The organism is Nonomuraea sp. NPDC003560, from assembly GCF_042878785.1.
Taxonomy (GTDB): Bacteria; Actinomycetota; Actinomycetes; order Streptosporangiales; family Streptosporangiaceae; genus Nonomuraea.
Window position 1 is genome coordinate 222,869 of the sequence record NZ_JBIAOF010000005.1, and the last position, 19,915, is coordinate 242,783.

The window sequence follows — 19,915 nt, forward strand, 5'->3', positions numbered from 1 at the left end:
TCAGAACGGCGGAATGTCGTCTTCGACGCCCGGCAAGCCCTGGAACGGGTCGGCCGACGGGCTGGCCTTCGAGGCCGCCTCGGCCGGCCGGGTCGCCCAGGCGGGGAACGGGAAGGCGACGGCCAGCGGCACCGGGATCTCCGGCTGGGCGACGAACATAGTGCCCGGTTTGGCGATCGTGGCGCGTTCCCTGACGGCCGGGGGCAGCCAGCCGTACTCGGAGCGGGCGGCCTCGGCCGGGTCGAGGCGACCGGCGACGCGTACGGCGCTGTTGGAGACGATGCGGCGCTCCACCTCGGAGGCGGTCTGCTGCGCGCCGATGAGGATCACGCCGAGCGACCGGCCGCGCTCGGCCACGTCGAGCAGGATCTCCTTGATCGGCGAGTCGCCCTCGCGCGGCGCGTACTTGTTCAGCTCGTCGAGCACCACGAACAGCAGCGGCTTGGCCGTGCCCGAGGTCTCCTTGCGGTGGAACTCGCCGCGCAGCACGACGCCCACCACGAACCGCTGGGCGCGTTCGGGCAGGTTGTGCAGGTCGACGATGGTGACCTGGGCGTCGGACGTGCGCACCGAGTGGGCCCGGAAGAACGGCAGGTCGCCGCGGACGATCGGGGACAGCGGCTTGACCGCGCTGCGCAGCCGGCGCAGGAAGGCGTTGACCGTGCCGAGCGGGGTCTGGGCGCCGGTCCACTCGATGCGGGTGGCCTCGTCCTGCAACTGGTCGGACAGCAGCTCGACCAGGTCGCCGAAGGTGCGGCAGGCGGTGCCCCTGATCATGACCGCGCCGCCGTCGCCGACCGGCTCGGCCCACGACTTCAGCCGGGCCGCCACCTGGCCCACCAGCAGGGAGTAGCCGGCGCGCTCGTCGTCGGCGTCGGCGAAGACGAACCGCAGCAGCTCCTCCTCGCACAGCTCGACCAGCGTCCAGTAGAACGAGCTGACGCCCTGGGTGCGGGCGGACACGTGCGGCACGCCGTTGGGGTCGCCGGGCCGCGGCGGCGCGAACACGTGCACGCTGCCGAACGGCTGGGCGGGCAGCCCGAGCCGGGCGTACGCGGCCCGCGCCTGCTCGTCGAGGCGCACGTTGTCGTGGTCGAGGAAGAGCAGGTCCTCGCCCTTGACGGAGAAGATCAGCGCCTTGGTGTTGGCCGACTCGGCGTCGAGCACGCCCGAGTTGAAGATCGAGTAGAGCAGGAACGTGGCGAAGGACGTCTTGGTGGCCACGCCGGAGACGCCGGAGATCGACACGTGCGCGCCGCGGGTGCCGTCGAGGAAGTCGAAGTTGACGTAGAGCGGCAGGCCGTCGCGGCCCATGCCCATGGGCACCCGGCGATCCATCACGTCGAAGTAGAGCGCCTGGTCGCGGTCGCCGGCCCCGGCCAGGAAGACCTTGGCGCCCGGCAGCGGCGGCACGAACACCTCGGGCTCGACCCTGGTCACCCGCACCTCGGCCACCTCGACCACGGCGGCGGGCAGCGCGCCCTCGGCGATGAGGAACACGTCGGAGTCGTAGGCGGCGCCCTCGTGCCTGGCCTCGACCGTGGTCACCACCCCGGCGACCAGCACCGGACCGTAGCCGGGCACATCGCGCCTGGTGACCACGACGTCGTCGAGCTGGAGCACCTTGCCGGGCTCCAGGCCGACCCAGAACGACAGCGGCGAGGCGGCCTGGGTGCCCAGGACCCGGCCGACCGCCTCACCGGTCGCCATCGCCGCAGGAGACGCCTCGCGGCTCGCAGCCCCGTTGACCGTCACGAATCCCTCCACCACCAGACATGCCCTTCCAAAGGAGAGTAGTCGGGGGCCGGGGATGCGTCCGGCTCATTGCCGCCTTCGCCGCGCCGCGTCAGAGCGCGAAGGCCGCCTTGGTCCAGGCGAACTGGGCGTCGAGAACCTCGCCCAGCAGGCCGGCCAGCGCGGGATCGGGCCGCCCGGCCGACTGCCTCGGCCCGATGCGGCCGCCCTCGGCGCTCCGCCCGGCCACCAGCAGCACCCGCGCGCCCGCCCGGTCGACCGCCAGGGCCGCGGCCGGCTCCCATGCGCCGTCCCGGTGCGCCGCGGCGGGCCTGCGCGGCCCCTCCCGGTGCGCCGGAGGTCGCCACGCGGCCTGGCCCTCCGCGGGCGCGAGGGCAGGCGCGGGGGCGACGACCACCATCGCGTCGACCCGCATCGCCGTCGCCACCCGCCGCCGGGACTCGTCGAAGGCCGTCTCGGGCGGCACGGGCTGGGCCCGCATCGACTCGGCCATGGTGCGCAGCAGCGCGGGCAGGTCGAGCTCGCCCGCCGGCGGAGCCAGCTCGTACTGCAGGTAGCCGACCAGCGGGAACGGCGGGTCGGGGAGGGTGTTGTAGCCGAGGAACAGCCTCGGCCACCCGGCCGACTCCGAGGGGCCGGTCAGCGCGCCGTGAGCCACCCGCCCGAGCTCGCCGCACCCGTGGTGGGGCAGGCCATTGACTGACCGCAACATCGCCATGCACGAATTGTTGCAGACCGATTACCTTCAGTTGCGCGTTCTCCACGAGAGCCCGGGGCCTCCGCCGTCCAGCGTGATCATCTTGATGGGAGCCATGGATACCACCCGGGTCCGACAGAACCGGCTCCGCACAACATGTGTTGTCCGGATGTGGACGGTCCGGTCAACCTGTCGCATCCGTCCGCCGTCCCTTCTGTGTCACATCCGTCGCAAGGGGAAAACGTCGTGCGCCTGCCACTGATCCTGCCCTTGGCCGTCCTGCTGTTCGCCACGCCCGCGCCCGAGAGCGGCACGGTGGCGGCGTACACGTGCAGGACCACCGGTACGAACGAGACGCAGATCGTCAAGATGGACATCAAGCTCACCGTGCCCGCCACCGCCTCCGCAGGCCGGCAGATGACCATCGGCTGGCGCGGCTCGTACGTCGAGGGCGCCGAGCTCCGCGCCCCCGCCACCGGCCTGGACGGCGAGGTCAACCTCTACGCCTACGCCGCCGTCAGCGGGATCGACCGGCTGACCTCGGCCACGGGCGTCGGCAGCACCGGCCTGATCGTCCCCGGGGCGGTCATCCCCCTCCCTCGGGACACGGTCGAGCTGCGGACCACGCCCCGGGACCCGGGAACGGGCACGGTCCGGCCCGCGTCGGTGAACTTCGGGCCGCCCCCGCAGCAGCGCCTGATCGAGTGCGAACTCCAGAACAAGGACGCGCCGGCGTCGTACCCCCTGACCGTCACCGCCGCCGGCACCACCCCGAGCACCCCGGACACGTCAGACACCCCGGACACCTCGGACACGGAGGCCACGCCCCCGGACGAGACCGCCGAGGACACGCCCACCGCCACGCCGACGGGCGGCGCGAACACCGGCGGCGGGGGCGAGGCGGGCCCCGACGGGCGGGCGCTGGTGCTGGCCGGCTCGCTGGTCCTCGCCGCCGCCCTCACCGGCTTACGCCTCCGCCGCCCGTCCCGCCCGTAGACGATCCGCGCCGGGTACGCGACTCGGCCGTACGGGCCGGGCCACGTGTCATGCGTGGAGGTACGTGCTCCTATGATCCGATGCGTGGCCAAGTACTTCGACCTGCACCCTGACAACCCCCAGCCCCGCCTGATCGGCCAGGTGGTCGAGTCCCTGCGCGCCGACGGGCTGATCGCGTACCCGACGGACTCGTGCTACGCGCTGGGGTGCCGGCTGGGCAACAAGGACGGCCTCGACCGGATCAGAGAGATCCGGCACCTCGGCAGCGATCATCACTTCACCCTGGTCTGCAAGGACTTCGCGCAGTTCGGTCAGTTCGTCCATGTGAGCAACGCGGTGTTCCGGCTGGTCAAGGCGGCGACGCCGGGCGGGTACACGTTCATCCTGCCGGCGACCAAGGAGGTGCCGCGACGGTTGCTGCATCCCCGGAAGAAGACCGTCGGCGTCCGGATCCCCGATCACGTCGTCACCCAGGCGCTGCTGGCCGAGCTCGGCGAACCGCTGGTGTCGAGCACGCTGATCCTGCCCGGCGAGACCGAGCCCTCGACGCAGGGCTGGGAGATCAAGGAGAGCCTCGACCACATGGTGGACGCCGTCATCGATTCGGGGGAATGCGGCGCCACGCCGACGACCGTCGTGGACCTCTCACAGGACGAGCCCGAGATCCTTCGTCGCGGCACCGGAGACCCGTCCCTCTTCGAATAGGGCCGCTCGGCCGGCCCCCCCTTCGGGAGGCCGGCCGAGCCCGCTCTCACCCTGGACGGCCGGGAGCGGTGACCAGGGCGCTCTGCCCCGGTGCGACCTGCGTGACCACGGCGGGGGCGTCCGGGAAGCGGGCCTCCCAGCGGTAGGTGGTGCCGCTGGAGGTGTTGGTGAGCGTGGTGGCGGTCCTGCCGTCGTGCCGGACGGTGATCGTGCCGTCGCCCAAGGGGATGCCCGAGACCTCGGCCCAGGCGATGTCGTCGGGCAGGTGGGACAGCGTGGTCACGGCGTTCACGTCGGGTGTGACGCCGAGCAGGCCCTCGACGACCTGGCTGACGAGGGTGAAGGACACCTCCGGGTAGTCGCCGTTGAGCCCGCCCGCGACGTGCGGTTCCGCACGCCGGTCGAAGACGTGCCGCATCCAGCGCCAGGCGGCCGCGTTCCTGTCGTGGCGGAAGAAGGTGTCGGGCAGGTACGTGTAGGCCTCGATGTTGCGCGGACGCTCGGGGCCGGCGGCTTGGCCGTCGATGAAGTCGAGGTAGGCCTCGTTGCGCGGACCCGGCTCGATGAGGTCCTTGAGCGGCATGAACCAGCTGTTCTCACAGCCCCATCCGGTGACGGGGGCGCCGTCCACGGTGTAGCCGCGCACCAGGTCCGCGGGGTTCTCGCCGACGCTCCAGACCTCGTTGAAGTGTCGCCTCAGCTCGGCGGCCCGGCGGGCGAAGTCCTCGCCGTCCAGGCCGCGGGCCCGGCTCAGGGCGCTCATCGCCAGGTATGCCTGGTACCGGGAGCCGACGGAGTCCCCCGCCTCCGCCAGGTGCTCGCCGGCCAGCTCGTTGTAGCTGGCCACGCCCTCGAAGATCCCCCTTCCGGTGGCACGCGGCACGACCTCCGTCAGCGCGTTGCGGTAGTAGGACCACAGCACGGGATCCTCGGCGTAGGCGCGGTCCCAGGTCCATCGGTAGGCGGTCCCGGCCTTCTCCACCAGCTCGTACACCGCGGGCAGCTCGCGGACGAAGGAGTCGGGGCCGCGGTAGTCGATGGACAGGTAGGAGCCGTCGAAGTTGAACGCCCACACCGGGTGGAAGCCGTGCTCGGGGGTGGCCGAGGCGGCGAAGCAGCGCAGCATGGTGAGGTTGGCCTCGGCCATGCCGAGCAGGTGCGCGCCGACGATCTGGTGGGCGAAGTCGCGGGCGTAGAAGCCGCTGCGGTGTGCGTAACCCGCCCAGTACGAGGGCAGGTAGCGGCTCTGTCCCGTCCCCGCGGGCCGGTGCTCGTCAACGTCGACGGGGCCCTGCGAGCCGCCCTCGTGCCGCAGGCGCAGCGCCCTCGCCCGGGCCCACTCGAACATCGCGACCAGCTCGGAGCTGGCCGAGCCGATGCGCATCATGGGCCGATGCTGGGACGGACCACCAGCTCCCCGGGCAGCAGCAGCCCCGCCTGAGGGGTCGTGCCGTCCTCCACCGTCTGGATCAGACGGCCGATCAGCGCCCGCGCGATGCGCTGGAGCGGCAGCCGTACCGTGGTCAGGGCGGGATGGAGGAACGCGGTGAGGGGAAGGTCGTCGAAGGCGGCCAGGGCGAGATCGGCGCCGATCTCGATGCCCTCCTCCCTGGCCGCGGCGTAGACCCCGAGCGCGAGCCAGTCACCGGCGGCCACGACGGCCGTCGGGCGGTTGCGGCCGCGCAGCAGCTCACGGGTGACCGTGACGAGCTCCGCGGGGCCGTCGCCCGGCGCGGAGAACTCCTGCCCCACCAGGCCGTGCCTGCGGACGCCGGCGCGGAAGCCGTCTCTGCGGTCCTCCATCCACGGTTGCGCGCCGACGGAGGCCAGGAAGGCCACGCGCCGATGCCCCCTGGCGGCCAGCAGCCCGACCAGCTCGATGACCGCCTGAACGCTGTCGACGTCCACCCACGACTGCGGCTGGTCCGGCATCGTCCTGCCGAACGCGGCGAACGGGAACCCCGCCGCGGTCAGGTGCGCGACTCTGGGGTCGTCACGCATCACGTCCGACAGCAGGAAGGCGTCCACGGTGCGGGCCGCGATCACCTCGTCCAGTGCCTGCTCCTGACTCTGGCCCGGGCGCGGCCGCAGCAGCAGGATCCGGTAGCCGACCTCACCGGCCGAGGCCACCACGGCCTCCAGGAACCCGCCCATCAGCGGGTTGGGGTTGGCGGGGTCGTCCACCGGGGTCGGGTAGGCGATGATGCGCCTGGTGCCCGACTTGAGGCTGCGCGCCGACTGGTCGGGCCGGTAGCCGAGCTCCTCGATCAGCCGGGTCACCCGTTCCAGCGTCTCCGGCTTGAGCCGCTGGGGGGCGTTGAGCGCGTTGGAGATCGTCTGGCGGGACACGCCCGCCGCGCGGGCGACGTCCTCGATGGTGATCCCACGGCGTGCCGCCACTCAGTCTCTCCTCACCGTCAGCAGGCCCCCCACGGGTACCTCGACCACGCTCGCGCCGGAGGTGAAGCGCAGCTCGCTCTCGCTCACGAGCCGCCCGCCGCAGTCGCGGACCTCGGCCGCCGCGACACCCCGCCCGTACAGGACGACGCGGGTGTCGGGGGCGGCGTTGGCCACGAGCAGCTCCGCGATCTCCGGCACGTCCACAGGCAGGGCAGCGTACCGGGCCACGACCTCGGTCTCCTCACTGTAGGCCCGCACGAGCGGGTATCCGTGCTCGACCCCGTGCGGTTCCAGCACGCCGAGCTGCAGCGTGGCCAGGTGGCGCCGGAAGACGCCCAGCCAGAACCGGATGGCGGCGAGCTGGTCGGGCCGCTGGGCCGCCAGGTCCACGGAGATCTGCGGCACCGAGAAGAGCACGTTGATCAGGTGGACCGCGACCTGCTCGGCGGACTCGTCCGGATGCCAGAGGATCATGTCCGAGTGCACGGCCTGAGGTCCGGCGGTCAGCCGCAGGTCGATCGTCCGCTGCCGGTTCTCCTGCGGGCTGAGCGGGCAGTCCACCGCCCTGACCATGTTCGCGTACGGCCACAGGCCCGGGCTCGTGTACGGCTGGCGGTGCTCGATCAGCACGTCCGGCTTCGCCGCCCGGAGCCTGACGTCGAGCTCGCTCAGCAGCTCCGCCACCCCTTCGTCGGTGCCGAAACGGTCGACGAAGTCGATCTTCAGGCCGTCCGCGCCCCACTCCTCCACCGCTCGCGCCAGCTTGTCGACGAGGAACGCGCGCACCTCGGGGTGACGCGGGTCGAGGACGGCCGCGTCCATGTGGTCGAGGTAGCGCAGGAACTTCCCCTCGAAACGCTCGAACGCGGCGTTGTGCTTGCCCACGAACGGCAGCGCGTACCACAGCAGGTAGGCCATGCCGTCGCTCTGGACCCGCTGGATGTGCTGCCGGATGTCGGAGATGTTGGGCTCCCAGTCGCCGCAGAAGGCGTACCCCCGCGACCGGTCGGCCGTCTGCCACCCGTCGTCCACGATCATCGTGGCGCAGCCCAGCTCCTTCGCCAGACTGGCCTGGAGCTCCACCGACTCCCGCGAGACCTCCTGGTGCATGCTGTACCAGGTCGAGTACACGGGCAGCCGGGCCTGACGCGGCGTGGGCGGCAGGTCGCGGCCCTCCTGCCACCATCCGGCGACCTCGGTCAGCGCCGCGGAGAACTGCCGGTCCGACAGGTCCAGCCGGATCCGCAGCCCCTCGTTCTGCACGGTGAAGACGAACTCGCCGGTCTCCTCGATCACGCCGCCGGTGAAGCTGCCGGTCACCGAGGCCAGGGCCACCGTGCACAGGTTGGCCCCCGCCGTGCCGACAAGGCTGACGACGGGCGCGCCGGAGACCAGCCCGGCCGCCGCCGGAGAGCTCCAGATCGGCGGGATCCAGCGGGTGCCCGAGCCCGGCGTCCAGAAGGCCGCGGCGTCGACGCACGGCAGTCTCCACTGCGCCGCGGTCCCTTCGGGGGCGTCGATCAGCCAGACGTCCGGCGCTACCGGGGTGACCGTGATCGCCTCCGTACCGGCTATCGCCACCTCGACCTCGCCCGCGCGGACGACGGTCGTCTCCCCGAGGGCGTGCGGCTCCCAGATCTGCATGGTCAACCTTTCGTGGCCCCGGCCAGCAGGCCGGAGATGAACTGTTTCTGAAGGACGAGGAAGAGGATCATCATGGGCAGCGCGGAGATCGCGGTGCCCACCATGACCTGGCCGAAGTCGGTCCTGGCCAGCCCCTGGAGGGTGGCCAGCGCGACCGGCAGGGTGAACATCTCAGGTGTGCGCAGCGCGATCAGCGGCCACAGGAAGTCGTTCCACGCGCCGAGGAACAGGAAGACCGCCAGCGCCGCGAGCGCGGGCCGCATGACCGGCACCACCACCCGCCACAGCACCCGGAGCTCGCCCGCCCCGTCCACGCGCGCCGCGTCGAGCAACTCGTCGGGCACGGCCTGCAGCGACTGCCGGATGAGGAAGATCCCGAACGGAACGGTCAGGTTCGGCAGGATGAGCGCCGGGAAGGTGTCGATCAGCCCGAGGTCGTTCATCATCTCGAAGATCGGGATGATGGTGACGCCGCCCGGGATCACCAGCGTCGACAGCAGCAGGACGAAGAAGGCGTTCCTGCCGCGGAACTCGAACTTGGCGAACGCGTAGCCCGCCAGCAACGCCACGACCAGCGCGATCGACGTCTGGACGGCCGCCACGAGCAGCGTGTTCCCCAGCACGCGGAGCAGGCCGATGGACTCCTCCAGCTTCGCGGTGTTCGCGCCGAGCTGGTCGCCCGGCGAGAACGTGGGCGTGGCGCCGAAGATGTCGGCGTTGGCGTGCGTGGCCGCCATGGTCAGCCAGTAGAACGGGCCGACGCACAGGGCGAAGCACGCGGCGAGCGCGAAGGTCAGCAGCCAGCCCTTCATTTCCTGCCTCCGGTGAGCTTGAGCTGCACCAGCCCGAAGCCGGCCACGATCAGCGTGAGCGCGTAGGCGATCGCCGAGGCGTAACCGAAGTCGAAGTAGCGGAAGCCGTTCTGGTACAGGTAGAGGGAGATCGTCAGGGTGGAGTTGTCCGGGCCGCCGCCGGTGAGCACGAACGGCTCGTCGAACAGTTGCAGCGTGCCGATCGCCGACAGCACGATCGTCAGCAGCAGGATCGGCCGCAGTTGCGGGACGGTGATCGACCAGAAGCGGCGGACCGCTCCCGCGCCGTCGACCATCGCCGCCTCGTACAGCTCCTTCGCGATGCTCTGCAGCCCGGCCAGGTAGATCACCGCGTTGTAGCCGCAGTAGTGCCAGGTCAGCGCGATGACGATGGCGATTCGCGCCCAGAAGGGGCTGCCCAGCCAGTCGATCGGGCTGACGCCGAACAGGCCGAGCAGCCAGTTGAGCAGGCCGGAGTCCTTGCTGAGGATCACCGAGAACATCACGCCGTAGGCGACCAGGCCGGTCAGCGAGGGCATGAAGACGCCGAGCCGCCACAGGGCGCGCAGCCGTACGAGCTTGGAGTTGAGGCCCAGCGCCAGCAGCAGCGCGAGGATCAGCATGATCGGGACCTGGACGACGAGGATCAGCGCGGTGTTCCACAACGACGTCCAGAACAGCGGGTCGTGCACCAGCCTGACGTAGTTGTCCAGTCCGGCGAAGGAGCGCGCCGCCCCGGCGCCGGTCGTCAGGCTGATGTAGGCCGCCGCCAGGATCGGATAGCCCTTGAAGCAGACGAAGCCGAGCAGCGCGGGCAGCACCAGGAAGTACGGAACGTTTCTCCTGGTGAGCAGGCGGGCGGTCATCCCGCGAGCTTCCTGCCGGACTGCTGGGACAGCTGCTGGGCCGCCTGGCTCAGCGCGGCGGCCGGGTCTGCGCCCTTCAGCAGGACCTGGGTCTGCGCGTCACTGGCGAGCTTCAGCGCGCGGGCGTAGTCGCCGGAGTAGTAGGTGGCGTCCGCGCCCTCGCCCAGCGCGTCCACGAAGGTCTTGAGCGCGGGCTGCCCGCCGTAGTAGTCCGTGCCGGCGGTGAACCGCGGGTCGGCGTAGGCGGCGTTCAGAGCGGGGAAGACCCCGCCGTCCTTGAACATCTTGTTGATGACCTCGGGCCTGGTCAGCGCGTACTCAAGGAACTTGAACGCCTCCGCCTTGTGCGGGCTGGTTCCGGAGACCGACAGGTACGTGGAGTTGACGATCGCGGTGCGCTTGCCGCCCGGCACGACGGCCGGCGGCTGCATGACGCGCCAGAGCCCCTTCTGCTCCGGCCACGTCTCGGGGATGTAGCCGACCCCCCAGGCCGCCCACGGCAGCACCGCCACCTTGCCCTGGCTGATCAGCTTCTTCCGCGTCCCCTCGCCGGAGGTGTCGGCGACGATCCCGGCGTCGTTCATCTTCTTGATCAGGGTCATCGCCTGCACGGCGGGCGGCGAGGAGAGCGTGACCCCTCCCTGACGGTCGAAGTAGAAGGCGCCCTGCTGCTGCAGGAGCGACTGGAAGAGGTCCATGTCCACGCTGCCGGCCGCCGGCTTGTTCAGGCCGATCAGATAGGCGCCCGTCTTCTCCTTGAGCTTCTTGCCCGCCTCGATGGCGTCGTCCCAGGTCCTGATCGCCGCGGAGTCGATGCCTGCCTTGTCGAACAGGTCCGAACGGTAGAAGAACCCGACCGGGTTGACCTCCCACGGCATCGCGTACGCCTTGCCGTCCTTGCCGGTGACCGTCGGCCACAGGCCCTTGGCGAAGGCGTCCTTGTACTTGTCGGCGCCCAGCTCGCTCAGGTCCGCCAGCCCGCCGGGGAACTTCTCCATGTATCCGGGCAGGTAGTCGATGCCGATGTGCAGGACGTCCCCCAGGCCCTTGCCTCCCGCGGCCAGCCCCACCGTGATCTTCTCCCAGATCGCGGGGTTCCCGACCACCTGGACGTCGACCTTGATGCCGGGGTTCGCCTGCTCGAAGTCCTTGGCCACCGAGGCCAGCCCGTCGGAGGCGGGCTTCCAGCTCCAGACCGTGATCTTCACCGGACCGGTGGACCTCTGGTCGCTCCCGCCCCCGCCGCCGCAGGCCGTGACGGCCAGGGCGAGAGTCGCGGAGACGACCAGGACGGCACGTCGGTTCATGACGATTCCTTTCTCGGGGGGTGCAGGGCGGCGGCCAGACGCTGTACGGCCTCGCCCGAGGTGGTGGCGTGGGGCGAGAGACGGATCCACTCGCCCCGCAGAGTCGTGGTGAGCCCGGCGGCGGTCAGCGCGGCATGGACGGCCGCCGGCTCCCGGCCGGGCATCGTGAAGGACCCGATCCCGCTCCACTCCGCGGAGCCACGGCCGGCGCCGGGCGGCGCCGGTCCGCCGGCGGGCGCGTCCAGCAGCACCCGTGCCCCGGCGGCGCGCGCCGTGTCGAGCAGCTCACCCAGCCGATCGGCCGTCCTGCGGCCGATCTCCGCGACGCCGGCCTCCAGGACCAGCTCGATCGCGACACCCAGGGCGGCGACGCCGGAATAGTCGGGATTGGTCATCGTGTGCGCGGCCGCTCCCGCGAGCGGCGGCCGGGGCGCGGGCCCCGTCAGCGGGCCCTCGACCCCCGACCACCCGCCGAGCCCTGGCGCCATCAGCCCGGCGACGCGGTCGCGGGCCAGGAAGACAGCCGCCCCCCATCCGGCGCGCAGCCACTTCTGCCCGCCGCAGACCAGCACGTCGGCGGCCTCCACCTCCAGCGGCACGGCGCCCAGCCCTTGGATGGCGTCCACGACCAGCACGCGTCCCGGCCCGAGCACCTCCTTCAGCGCGCCCAGCGGCGCCGGGTAGCCGGTGAGCGCGTCGACCGCGCTGACCGCGAGCGCCCGCACCGACGCGTCCAGGTGCTCGGCCAGCACCTGCGGGGTGAGGCGCACTTCGTCGATCCACCGCACCCGGAGCCCGCCGCGCCCCTCGAACCGCAGCCAGGGGTAGACGTTGGCGGGGAACTCACCCCGGGGCACCAGCACCACGCCCTCTCCGGGCAGCGCGGCGGCGGCGGCGAACAGCCCGTGGCTGGTGGAGGAGACGAACGCCACTTCATGCTCGGCCGCCCGCAGCAGCCGCGCCGCCGCCGAGCGCGTCCGAGCCGCCTGCTCCTCGAACCAGGCCAGCGGCATGTCGCCGACGCGGCGGCGGGCCGACTCGGCCAGGACCGCCGCGACCGCGCGGGAGAGCGGCCCCAGCCGGGCGAAGTCGAGGTAGCCGGGTGGCTCCGCAAAAATTTGAACGTTCATATCCTCTGACGGCTCATCCAGGCATGACGACGTGGGAAGTGTGCTGCTGACCGGGGATAACAGGGCTCAGCGATATGAACGTTCATATTACGCAGCTTCCTCATGGCCGCAAGCAAAGATTGCATAACGGCGCGGGGGACGCAGGGGCTCACACCTTCGGCCAGACCTGCGGGAAAATACGAAAACCCCAGCTCAGCGTACTGAACTGGGGTTTTCGTGCGGTGCGCCGCCAGGGACTCGAACCCCGGACCCGCTGATTAAGAGTCAGCTGCTCTAACCAACTGAGCTAGCGGCGCTTGCAGAGAGGAATATACCGGTGATCCGCATGTTGGTCGAATCGACCTGGGTCGGGCTCCTGCCGCTAGAATAAAGTTCGGCCTGCAGACAGGGAGCATCGATGTTCGACTCGCCCGCCGACGTGACGGCGCGGCTCGCCGCCGTGGACTACCTCTCCGACGACGCCATCTCCACCTCGGTGTTCCTCGCCGCCGCGCTGGGCAAGCCGCTGCTGGTCGAGGGGCCCGCCGGCGTGGGCAAGACGCAGCTCGCCAAGGCCGTGGCCCAGGCGACGGGCTCGGAGCTGGTCCGCCTCCAGTGCTACGAAGGTCTCGACGAGGCCCGCGCCCTGTACGAGTGGAACTACAAGAAGCAGCTGCTCCGCATCCAGGCCACCAGCGCCGACGACGACATCTTCACCGAGGAGTTCCTGCTCGAACGCCCGCTGCTGAAGGCGATCAGGTCGGCCGCCCCCACCGTGCTGCTCATCGACGAGACCGACAAGGCCGACGTCGAGGTCGAGGGCCTGCTGCTGGAGCTGCTGTCGGACTTCCAGGTCACCATCCCCGAGCTGGGCACGATCGCCGCCACCCGTAAGCCGTTCGTGCTGCTGACCTCCAACGCCACCCGCGAGCTGTCCGAGGCGCTCAAGCGGCGCTGCCTCTACCTGCACATCGAGTACCCGACGCCGGAACGGGAGCGCGACATCGTGCTCGCGCAGGTGCCGACCATCCGCGCCGACCTGGCCGAGCAGCTCGCCAGGACGGTCGCCACCATGCGGGCGCTGGAGCTGAAGAAGGCGCCGTCGGTCGCCGAGACCGTCGACTGGGCCAACACGCTGCTGGCCCTCGGCCGCGCGGAGCTGGACGAGGCGACGGTGGCCGGGACGCTGGGCGTGGTGCTCAAGCACGCCTCCGACCAGACCCGGGCGATCAAGGAGCTGGGGCTGCCGGATGCCTGAGCGCGGATCGCTGGTGGACCGGCATGTCGGTTTCGTGCACGCGCTGCGCGAGGCGGGCCTGCCGGTGTCGCTCGCCGAGGGGCTCGACGCGGCCCGCGCGCTGCGGGTGATCGACCTGAGCGAGCGGGAGTCGCTGCGCGCCGCCTACGCGGCCACGCTGGTCAAGAAGCCGGCCTACCGTCCCGGCTTCGACGTGCTGTTCGACCTGTGGTTCCCCTCGTCCACGACCGGCATGTACGCCCCCCGCCCCGCCGAGGCCCGCCTGGACCCGCGCACGGCCCCGGTGGACGAGCTGCGCGAGCGCCTGGCGGAGCTGCTCACCGGCAGCACGGACGCCGAGCTGCGGGAGTTCGCCCAGGCCATGGTCGAGCGGTTCGGCCGCCAGCAGACCACCGGTCCTGGCCGCCAGAACTGGTTCTCCTACAGCGTCCTGCGCGCCCTGTCGCCCGAGACGCTGATGGCCCGCATCCTGCAGAACGTGCTGGCCGGGCAGGAGCGCGGCGGGCTCGCCGAGAAGACCGTGCGGCAACGCGTCAACGGCAACATCCGGCGGTTCGAGGAGGCCGTGGCCACCGACGTGCGCCGGCGCATCGCCGAGGACTCGGGGATCGAGCGCATCGCCCGCTCGGCCGTGCGCCCGCCGCTCGACCAGATCGACTTCCTCCGCATCACCAGGGCCGACCTGGCCAGGCTGCGCAAGGAGGTCCATCCGCTGGCCAGGCGGCTGGCCGCGCGGCTGACGATCAAGCACAGGAAGGGGCGCAGGGGGCGGCTGGACTTCCGGCGCACCGTACGGGCCTCGCTGCAGAGCGGCGGCGTGCCGCTGACCACGCACTTCAGACCGCCCCGGCCGCACAAGCCCGAGCTGGTCATCCTCTGCGACACCAGTGACTCGGTCTCGTCGTTCGCCCACTTCACGCTGCTGCTGACGTACGCGCTGCGGGAGCAGTTCACGAAGGTGCGGGCGTTCGGGTTCGTGGACCGGGTGGACGAGATCACCCGCTTCTTCGTGCCCGGCGCGGACGTCGTGGAGGCCATGACGCGGCTCGCGGACGAGGCCGACATGTCGCGCTTCGGACGCACGAACTACGGCCACGCCCTGGAGGGCTTCGCCGAGCGCCACTCCGACGCCATCGGCCCGAGAACCTCGCTGCTGATCCTCGGCGACGCCCGCTCCAACTACCAGCCGCCGGCCCTCGACGTGCTCAGGCGCCTCACGTCGGGGGCCCGCCACGCCTACTGGCTCAACCCCGAGCCCAGGCAGCAGTGGGACACCGGCGACTCGGTCGCGAGCGAGTACGGCACCGTGGTCGAGATGCACGAGTGCCGCAACGTCGCCCAGCTCACCGCGTTCATCGAGACGCTGGCCTGACGGCGGTCAGACCTTCTGCAGCTCCCTGGCCGCGGTGCGGGCCAGCAGCTCGACCTGCTCGTCGGTGAACACCACGCCGTCGACCGCCTTGATGCGTCTGGCCACCAGGCGCGGCTTGAGCAGCGTGAGCCCCTCGCCGACCACGACGCCGCCGCGCGGCAGCAGCCCGCAGTGGACGGCCAGCATGGGTGAGATCGTGACCTCGATCCCGGTCTCGCGGGTCAGCAGCTCGGCGAAGGCCTCGGCGGTGTCCACCAGCGGTTTGGCCCACTTGGTGCCGTACTTCTCGCTGAAGAACAGCCTGCCGTTGTAGCAGCCGATCTCGGTGTCGGGGCTCCAGGACTCGTTGTCGATGACCCAGATGCCGGTCGGGCCGATCACGAGGTGGTCGATGGAGGCCTGGTCGCGGATCGCGCGGCCGTCGAGCACCTGGTAGCCGCGCCGGGCGAGCTGCCTGCGCAGCAGCCGGCCGGTGATCAGCTCGCCGCGCCGGGCGCCCCGCCAGACGGCCGTCGCGCGGAAGGAGCGCCAGTCGATGTACCAGTCGACGGCGGCCACGAGACCGGCGGTGACGGCCCCCCAGAACAGCATGTACTCCGAGCCGAACCGCAGCGCGAGCAGGATGCCGCCCACCGCGCCCACGCCCGCCTTGACGTACCGGGACCGGCGCCGGTTGGGCGCGTCCTCACGCCAGAACTTCTCGTACCACCACTGCGGGGATGAGCCTGTGTACTTTTCGTCCTGCTGCACGTAGATAGAGCCACCGGGCACGGCAAACTCCCCGAATGAGTAGAAACCCTCAGGATCTGCCACTCCGAAGATCCCTCGCCGGTCTAAGGCATACCCAAGCACGAACCAAGGTGAGCCTAAGGTGACGCAAATAAAACCTGCAAGACCGTCAACCGACCAGTCGGTATGCTATGGCGGGTGACAAGGGGGACGATGTGAAGGAAGAACCCGTCCGGCAGCGGTTGCTCGCCGAGGCGACCAGGCTGTTCGCGGCCCGTGGATTCGAGGGGACCTCGGTCCAGGAGATCGTCCAGGCGGCCGGCGTCACCAAGGGCGCCATGTACCACTATTTTGACTCAAAAGACGATCTGCTGCACGAGATCTACGCCCGCCTGCTCCGCATGCAGATGGACCGGCTGACGCGCATCGCCGACGGCCCCGGCACGATCCGCGAGCGGCTGCACCGGGCCGCGGCCGACGTCGTGGAGACGACGACCGCCAACCTCGACGACTCCAAGATCTTCTTCAGGTCGATGCACCTGCTCGCGACCGAGAAGCAGAAGACCGTGCGCGCCGAGCGCCGCCGCTACCACGAACGATTCCGCGACCTGGTGGCCGAGGGGCAGCGCACGGGCGTCCTCAGCGACCGGGTGCCCGCCGAACTGGTCGTGGACTACTTCTTCGGCTCGGTGCACCACCTGGGCACCTGGTTCCACGCGGACGGGCCGCTGACCGGCGCCCAGGTGGGCAAGCACTTCGCCGACCTACTGCTGAACTCCCTCGGGGCCGGGGACGCCGGCGAGTGAGGCCAGCGCCTCCCGATGGTCGCCGGGCGTGCCGAGCGCGATCTCGGTGGCCTTGGCGCGCTTGAGATAAAGATGCACGGGATGCTCCCAGGTCATCCCGATCCCGCCGTGGAGCTGCACCGCCTCCTCGGCGGCGTGCACCGCCACCCCGGCGTTCCACGACTGCGCCACCGCGACCGCGATGTCCCCGGGATCGGCGGCCGCGCCGCGGGCGGCGGCCCTGGCCCTGACCACGTCCAGCCAGAGGTCGGCCAGCCGGTGCTTGATCGCCTGGAACGAGCCGACCGGCCGGGCGAACTGGTGGCGCTCCTTGACGTAGGCGAGCGTCGTGTCCAGGCACCACTCGGCCACGCCGACCTGCTCGGAGGCCAGCAGCCCGGCCCCGAACCTCAGCACGCCGGCCAGGTCGCACTCCCCCACGTCGCGGGCCGGCGTCCCGGACAGGGTGACGGTGGCGACCGGCCTGGTCAGGTCGAGCGAGGGCACGACCTCGACGGTGGCGTCCTCGACCTCGTACAGCCTGCCCTCGAAGGGGACGAGGAGCACGTCGGCCACGTCCGCGCCGGCCACGCCGGTGACGGCGCCGGACAGCCGCCCGCTCTCCAGCCGCACCGACGACCCGCGCTCCGGCCGGTACGGCGAGGCCGCGAACGACACGACCAGCGCCGCCGTCCTGCGCCCCTCGGCCAGCTCGCCGAGCAGGGCGTCACCGGTGGGCAGCAGCGCCTTGGTGGCCAGCACCGCGCTGGTCAGGAACGGCACCGGCGCCACGGCCCGGCCCAGCTCCTCCAGCACGACGGCCACCTCGCTGGCCGACGCGCCCGCGCCGCCCAGCTCCTCGGGCACGAGGAGCCCGGCGACGCCGATCTCGCCCGCCAGCGTCTTCCACAGGTCCAGGTCGTAGGGCTGCGACTCGACGCGCCCGAGCACCGCGGCGGGCGGGCAGCGGTCGGCGAGCAGGCCGCGCACGGCCGCCCGCAGCTCCTCCTCGACCTCGGAGTAGAGCAGAGTCATCGCGGCAGGTCCTTCCAGGGCACGTCCTTGTCGACGCGGGGCTCGGAGGGCAGGCCGAGCACCCGTTCGGAGATGATGTTGCGCAGGATCTCGGACGTGCCGCCCTCGATCGAGTTGCCCTTGGCCCGCAGGTAGCGGTAGCCGGGGCCGCGGCCGTAGAAGTCGACGTCCTCCGAGCGGCGGAACGTCCAGTCGTCGTAGCCCAGGTCGCGGCGGAGCTCGACGTCGAAGCCGGACAGCGCCTGGTTGAGCTTGGCGAACGACAACTTCATGCCCGAGCCCTCGGGACCGGGCTGGCCGGCGGCGAGCTGCTCGCGCAGCCGGGCCCCGGACAGGCGGGTGACCTCGGCCTCCACCCACAGCGCCAGCAGCCGCTGGTGCAGGTCGTGGGTGCGCAGCTCGGGGTGCGCGCGCCAGGCTTCCAGCACCGCGCCGACCATGCCGCCGCCGCGCCGGACGGGCGCGCCGCCGATCGCGACGCGCTCGTTCATCAGCGTGGTCTGCGCGACCCGCCAGCCGTCGCCGACCTCGCCCAGCCGCAGGTCGTCGGAGAGCCGCACGCCGGTCAGGAACACCTCGTTGAACTCGGCCTCGCCGGTGATCTGCCGCAGCGGCCGCACCTCGACGCCGGGGGCGTGCATGTCGCAGACGAAGTACGTCATGCCGCGGTGCTTGGGCACGTCCGGGTCGGTGCGGGTGACCAGGATGGCCCAGCGGGAGTGGTGGGCGCCCGACGTCCAGACCTTCTGGCCGTCGACCACCCACTCGTCGCCGTCCCGGACCGCGCGGGTGGCGAGCGTGGCCAGGTCGGAGCCGGCGCCGGGCTCGCTGAAGAGCTGGCACCAGATCTCCTCCCCGGTCCACAGCGGGCGCAGGAAGCGCCGTCTCTGCTCCGGCGTGCCGAACGCCAGGATCGTCGGCGCGGCCATGCCGAGGCCGATGCCCTGGACGCCGCTGTTGATCTGCGGCGTGCCGGCCAGCTCGTGCTCGACCACCTGCTGCAGCTCCCTGGCCGCGCCGAGGCCGCCGAGCCCTTCGGGGAACCAGACCCAGGCCAGCCCGGCGTCGAACCTGGCCCGCAGGAACTCCAGCCGGTCCCCCTCGGGGTCGTGCTCGCCCAGGAACGCGCGCACGCGCTCCTTGATCTGCGCTTCGTTCACATGAACCTCTTCAGCTCGCGATAGGCCAGGGACCGCTTGTGCACCTCGTCGGGACCGTCGGCCAGGCGCAGGGACCGGGCGCCCGCCCAGAGCGCGGCCAGCGGGAAGTCCTGGGAGACGCCGCCCGCGCCGTGCACCTGGATGGCCTTGTCCAGGATCCATTCGACGGTGATCGGGGTGGAGATCTTGATGGCCTGGATCTCGGTGTGGGCGCCCTGGTTGCCCACGGTGTCCATGAGCCAGGCGGTCTTGAGCACGAGCAGGCGCAACTGCTCGATCCTGATGCGGGACTCGGCGATCCAGTCCTGGACCACGCCCTGCTGGGCGACCGGCTTGCCGAACGCCGTCCTGGCCAGGGCCCGCTCGCACATCAGCTCGACCGCGCGCTCGGCCATGCCGATCAGGCGCATGCAGTGGTGGATGCGGCCGGGGCCGAGCCTGGCCTGCGCGATGGCGAAGCCGCCGCCCTCCTCGCCGATCAGGTTCTCGGCCGGTACGCGCACGTCCTCGAAGATCACCTCGGCGTGGCCGCCGTGGTCGGCGTCGGTGTAGCCGAAGACGTGCATGCCGCGTTTGACGTGCAGCCCCGGGGTGTCGCGCGGCACCAGGACCATGCTCTGCTGCCGGTGCTTGGGCGCGTCGGGGTTCGTCTTGCCCATGACGACGAAGATCTTGCAGTTGGGGTTCATCGCGCCGGAGATGAACCACTTGCGGCCGTTGATGACGTACTCGCCGCCGTCGCGGACGATCGAGGTGGCGATGTTGGTGGCGTCGGAGGAGGCGACGTCGGGCTCGGTCATCGCGAAGGCCGACCGGATCTCGCCGTCGAGCAGCGGGCGCAGCCACTCCTCGCGCTGCCACTGGCTGCCGAACATCGACAACACTTCCATGTTGCCGGTGTCGGGGGCGGCGCAGTTGGTGGCGGTGGGGGCGATGCTGGGGCTGCGGCCCATGATCTCGGCCAGCGGGGCGTACTGGAGGTTCGTCAGGCCGGCGCCGTGCGCGCCCGGCAGGAACAGGTTCCACAGGCCGCGCTTCCTCGCCTCGTCCTTGAGGTCGTCGAGCAGCGGTGGCGGGCTCCAGCCGGCGGCCGCGGCCTGCTCCTCGAAGGCGGGCTCGGCCGGATAGACGCATTCGTCCATGAAGCGGAGCAGGCGCTCGCGCAGGTCCTCGGTGACGGTGTCGAAGGCGAAGTCCATGCCGGTGAGCCTACCGACCGGCCGGTATGGATGTCGACAGGTGGTTCCCCGTAAAAAGGGCCAGGTGGCCGTCAACCTGCGACGGG

18 protein-coding genes and 1 tRNA gene are annotated in these 19,915 nt (G+C 71.2%); 5 read left to right on the forward strand and 14 right to left on the reverse strand.

All coding sequences use genetic code 11. The annotated features are described in order from the left end of the window. Together ACFYUV_RS21660 and ACFYUV_RS21665 are read right to left on the reverse strand one after the other, a co-directional pair. Window positions 1-1,710: an ATP-binding protein gene (locus tag ACFYUV_RS21660; RefSeq protein WP_387670818.1), complete on the reverse strand. Its 1,710-nt coding sequence runs from the start codon at window positions 1,708-1,710 to the stop codon at window positions 1-3. A gap of 136 nt (window positions 1,711-1,846) precedes the next feature. After that, window positions 1,847-2,473 (reverse strand): hypothetical protein, encoded by a 627-nt coding sequence (locus ACFYUV_RS21665; RefSeq protein ID WP_387670820.1) that lies wholly within the window; start codon window positions 2,471-2,473, stop codon window positions 1,847-1,849. A gap of 225 nt (window positions 2,474-2,698) precedes the next feature. Between ACFYUV_RS21665 and ACFYUV_RS21670 the strand changes: the two genes are divergently transcribed. Next, window positions 2,699-3,448 (forward strand): hypothetical protein, encoded by a 750-nt coding sequence (locus ACFYUV_RS21670; protein WP_387670822.1) that lies wholly within the window; start codon window positions 2,699-2,701, stop codon window positions 3,446-3,448. Window positions 3,449-3,532: 84 nt separating this feature from the next. Beyond that, window positions 3,533-4,153 carry an L-threonylcarbamoyladenylate synthase gene (locus ACFYUV_RS21675; RefSeq protein ID WP_387670824.1) on the forward strand — a complete coding sequence of 207 codons (621 nt, stop codon included), beginning with the start codon at window positions 3,533-3,535 and terminating at the stop codon, window positions 4,151-4,153. A 46-nt stretch (window positions 4,154-4,199) separates the two neighbouring features. Here the strand turns inward: ACFYUV_RS21675 and ACFYUV_RS21680 are convergent, their stop codons facing one another. The 8 genes from ACFYUV_RS21680 to ACFYUV_RS21715 all read right to left on the reverse strand — a co-directional run bounded on the left by ACFYUV_RS21680 (window position 4,200) and on the right by ACFYUV_RS21715 (window position 12,608). Beyond that, the gene (locus ACFYUV_RS21680; protein WP_387670826.1) at window positions 4,200-5,540 is read right to left on the reverse strand and encodes a hypothetical protein; all 1,341 of its coding nucleotides are present in this window, start codon (window positions 5,538-5,540) and stop codon (window positions 4,200-4,202) included. Then, complete coding sequence (locus ACFYUV_RS21685) at window positions 5,537-6,553, reverse strand: LacI family DNA-binding transcriptional regulator (protein WP_387670828.1); 1,017 nt, start codon at window positions 6,551-6,553, stop codon at window positions 5,537-5,539. The genes ACFYUV_RS21680 and ACFYUV_RS21685 overlap by 4 nt, the downstream gene beginning before the upstream one ends. Beyond that, window positions 6,554-8,197 (reverse strand): glycoside hydrolase family 36 protein, encoded by a 1,644-nt coding sequence (locus tag ACFYUV_RS21690; protein WP_387670830.1) that lies wholly within the window; start codon window positions 8,195-8,197, stop codon window positions 6,554-6,556. A 2-nt stretch (window positions 8,198-8,199) separates the two neighbouring features. Beyond that, entirely contained in the window at window positions 8,200-9,009 is an 810-nt protein-coding gene (locus tag ACFYUV_RS21695; protein WP_387670832.1) for a carbohydrate ABC transporter permease, read from the reverse strand. Further along, the gene (locus ACFYUV_RS21700) at window positions 9,006-9,875 is read right to left on the reverse strand and encodes a carbohydrate ABC transporter permease (RefSeq protein ID WP_387670834.1); all 870 of its coding nucleotides are present in this window, start codon (window positions 9,873-9,875) and stop codon (window positions 9,006-9,008) included. Before ACFYUV_RS21700 ends, ACFYUV_RS21695 begins: the two co-directional genes overlap by 4 nt. Next, window positions 9,872-11,182, reverse strand: a complete 1,311-nt coding sequence (locus tag ACFYUV_RS21705) for an ABC transporter substrate-binding protein (RefSeq protein ID WP_387670836.1) — start codon at window positions 11,180-11,182, stop codon at window positions 9,872-9,874. Before ACFYUV_RS21705 ends, ACFYUV_RS21700 begins: the two co-directional genes overlap by 4 nt. After that, window positions 11,179-12,312 carry an aminotransferase class V-fold PLP-dependent enzyme gene (locus tag ACFYUV_RS21710; RefSeq protein ID WP_387670838.1) on the reverse strand — a complete coding sequence of 378 codons (1,134 nt, stop codon included), beginning with the start codon at window positions 12,310-12,312 and terminating at the stop codon, window positions 11,179-11,181. Before ACFYUV_RS21710 ends, ACFYUV_RS21705 begins: the two co-directional genes overlap by 4 nt. A gap of 222 nt (window positions 12,313-12,534) precedes the next feature. Beyond that, window positions 12,535-12,608, reverse strand: a tRNA-Lys gene (locus ACFYUV_RS21715). 101 nt (window positions 12,609-12,709) lie between these two features. On the opposite strand from ACFYUV_RS21715, the gene ACFYUV_RS21720 reads away from it, so the two are divergent. Continuing rightward, window positions 12,710-13,549 (forward strand): AAA family ATPase, encoded by an 840-nt coding sequence (locus tag ACFYUV_RS21720; protein ID WP_387670840.1) that lies wholly within the window; start codon window positions 12,710-12,712, stop codon window positions 13,547-13,549. Continuing rightward, window positions 13,542-14,921, forward strand: a complete 1,380-nt coding sequence (locus tag ACFYUV_RS21725; RefSeq protein ID WP_387670841.1) for a VWA domain-containing protein — start codon at window positions 13,542-13,544, stop codon at window positions 14,919-14,921. Before ACFYUV_RS21720 ends, ACFYUV_RS21725 begins: the two co-directional genes overlap by 8 nt. Window positions 14,922-14,927: 6 nt before the next feature. Here the strand turns inward: ACFYUV_RS21725 and ACFYUV_RS21730 are convergent, their stop codons facing one another. After that, window positions 14,928-15,692, reverse strand: coding sequence for a nuclease-related domain-containing protein (locus tag ACFYUV_RS21730; protein WP_358288252.1), 765 nt, complete (start codon window positions 15,690-15,692; stop codon window positions 14,928-14,930). A 149-nt stretch (window positions 15,693-15,841) separates the two neighbouring features. Here ACFYUV_RS21730 and ACFYUV_RS21735 point away from each other — a divergent pair, with 149 nt between their 5' ends. Further along, window positions 15,842-16,456 carry a TetR/AcrR family transcriptional regulator gene (locus tag ACFYUV_RS21735; protein ID WP_387655549.1) on the forward strand — a complete coding sequence of 205 codons (615 nt, stop codon included), beginning with the start codon at window positions 15,842-15,844 and terminating at the stop codon, window positions 16,454-16,456. Here the strand turns inward: ACFYUV_RS21735 and ACFYUV_RS21740 are convergent. From ACFYUV_RS21740 to ACFYUV_RS21750, 3 genes are read right to left on the reverse strand one after another with little or no spacing between them, the layout of a single operon-like run. Continuing rightward, entirely contained in the window at window positions 16,415-17,470 is a 1,056-nt protein-coding gene (locus tag ACFYUV_RS21740) for an acyl-CoA dehydrogenase family protein (protein ID WP_387670843.1), read from the reverse strand. The genes ACFYUV_RS21735 and ACFYUV_RS21740 overlap by 42 nt on opposite strands. Beyond that, window positions 17,467-18,630 (reverse strand): acyl-CoA dehydrogenase family protein, encoded by a 1,164-nt coding sequence (locus ACFYUV_RS21745; protein ID WP_387670845.1) that lies wholly within the window; start codon window positions 18,628-18,630, stop codon window positions 17,467-17,469. The genes ACFYUV_RS21740 and ACFYUV_RS21745 overlap by 4 nt, the downstream gene beginning before the upstream one ends. Further along, entirely contained in the window at window positions 18,627-19,829 is a 1,203-nt protein-coding gene (locus ACFYUV_RS21750; protein ID WP_352352052.1) for an acyl-CoA dehydrogenase family protein, read from the reverse strand. The genes ACFYUV_RS21745 and ACFYUV_RS21750 overlap by 4 nt, the downstream gene beginning before the upstream one ends. Window positions 19,830-19,915 lie beyond the last annotated feature (86 nt).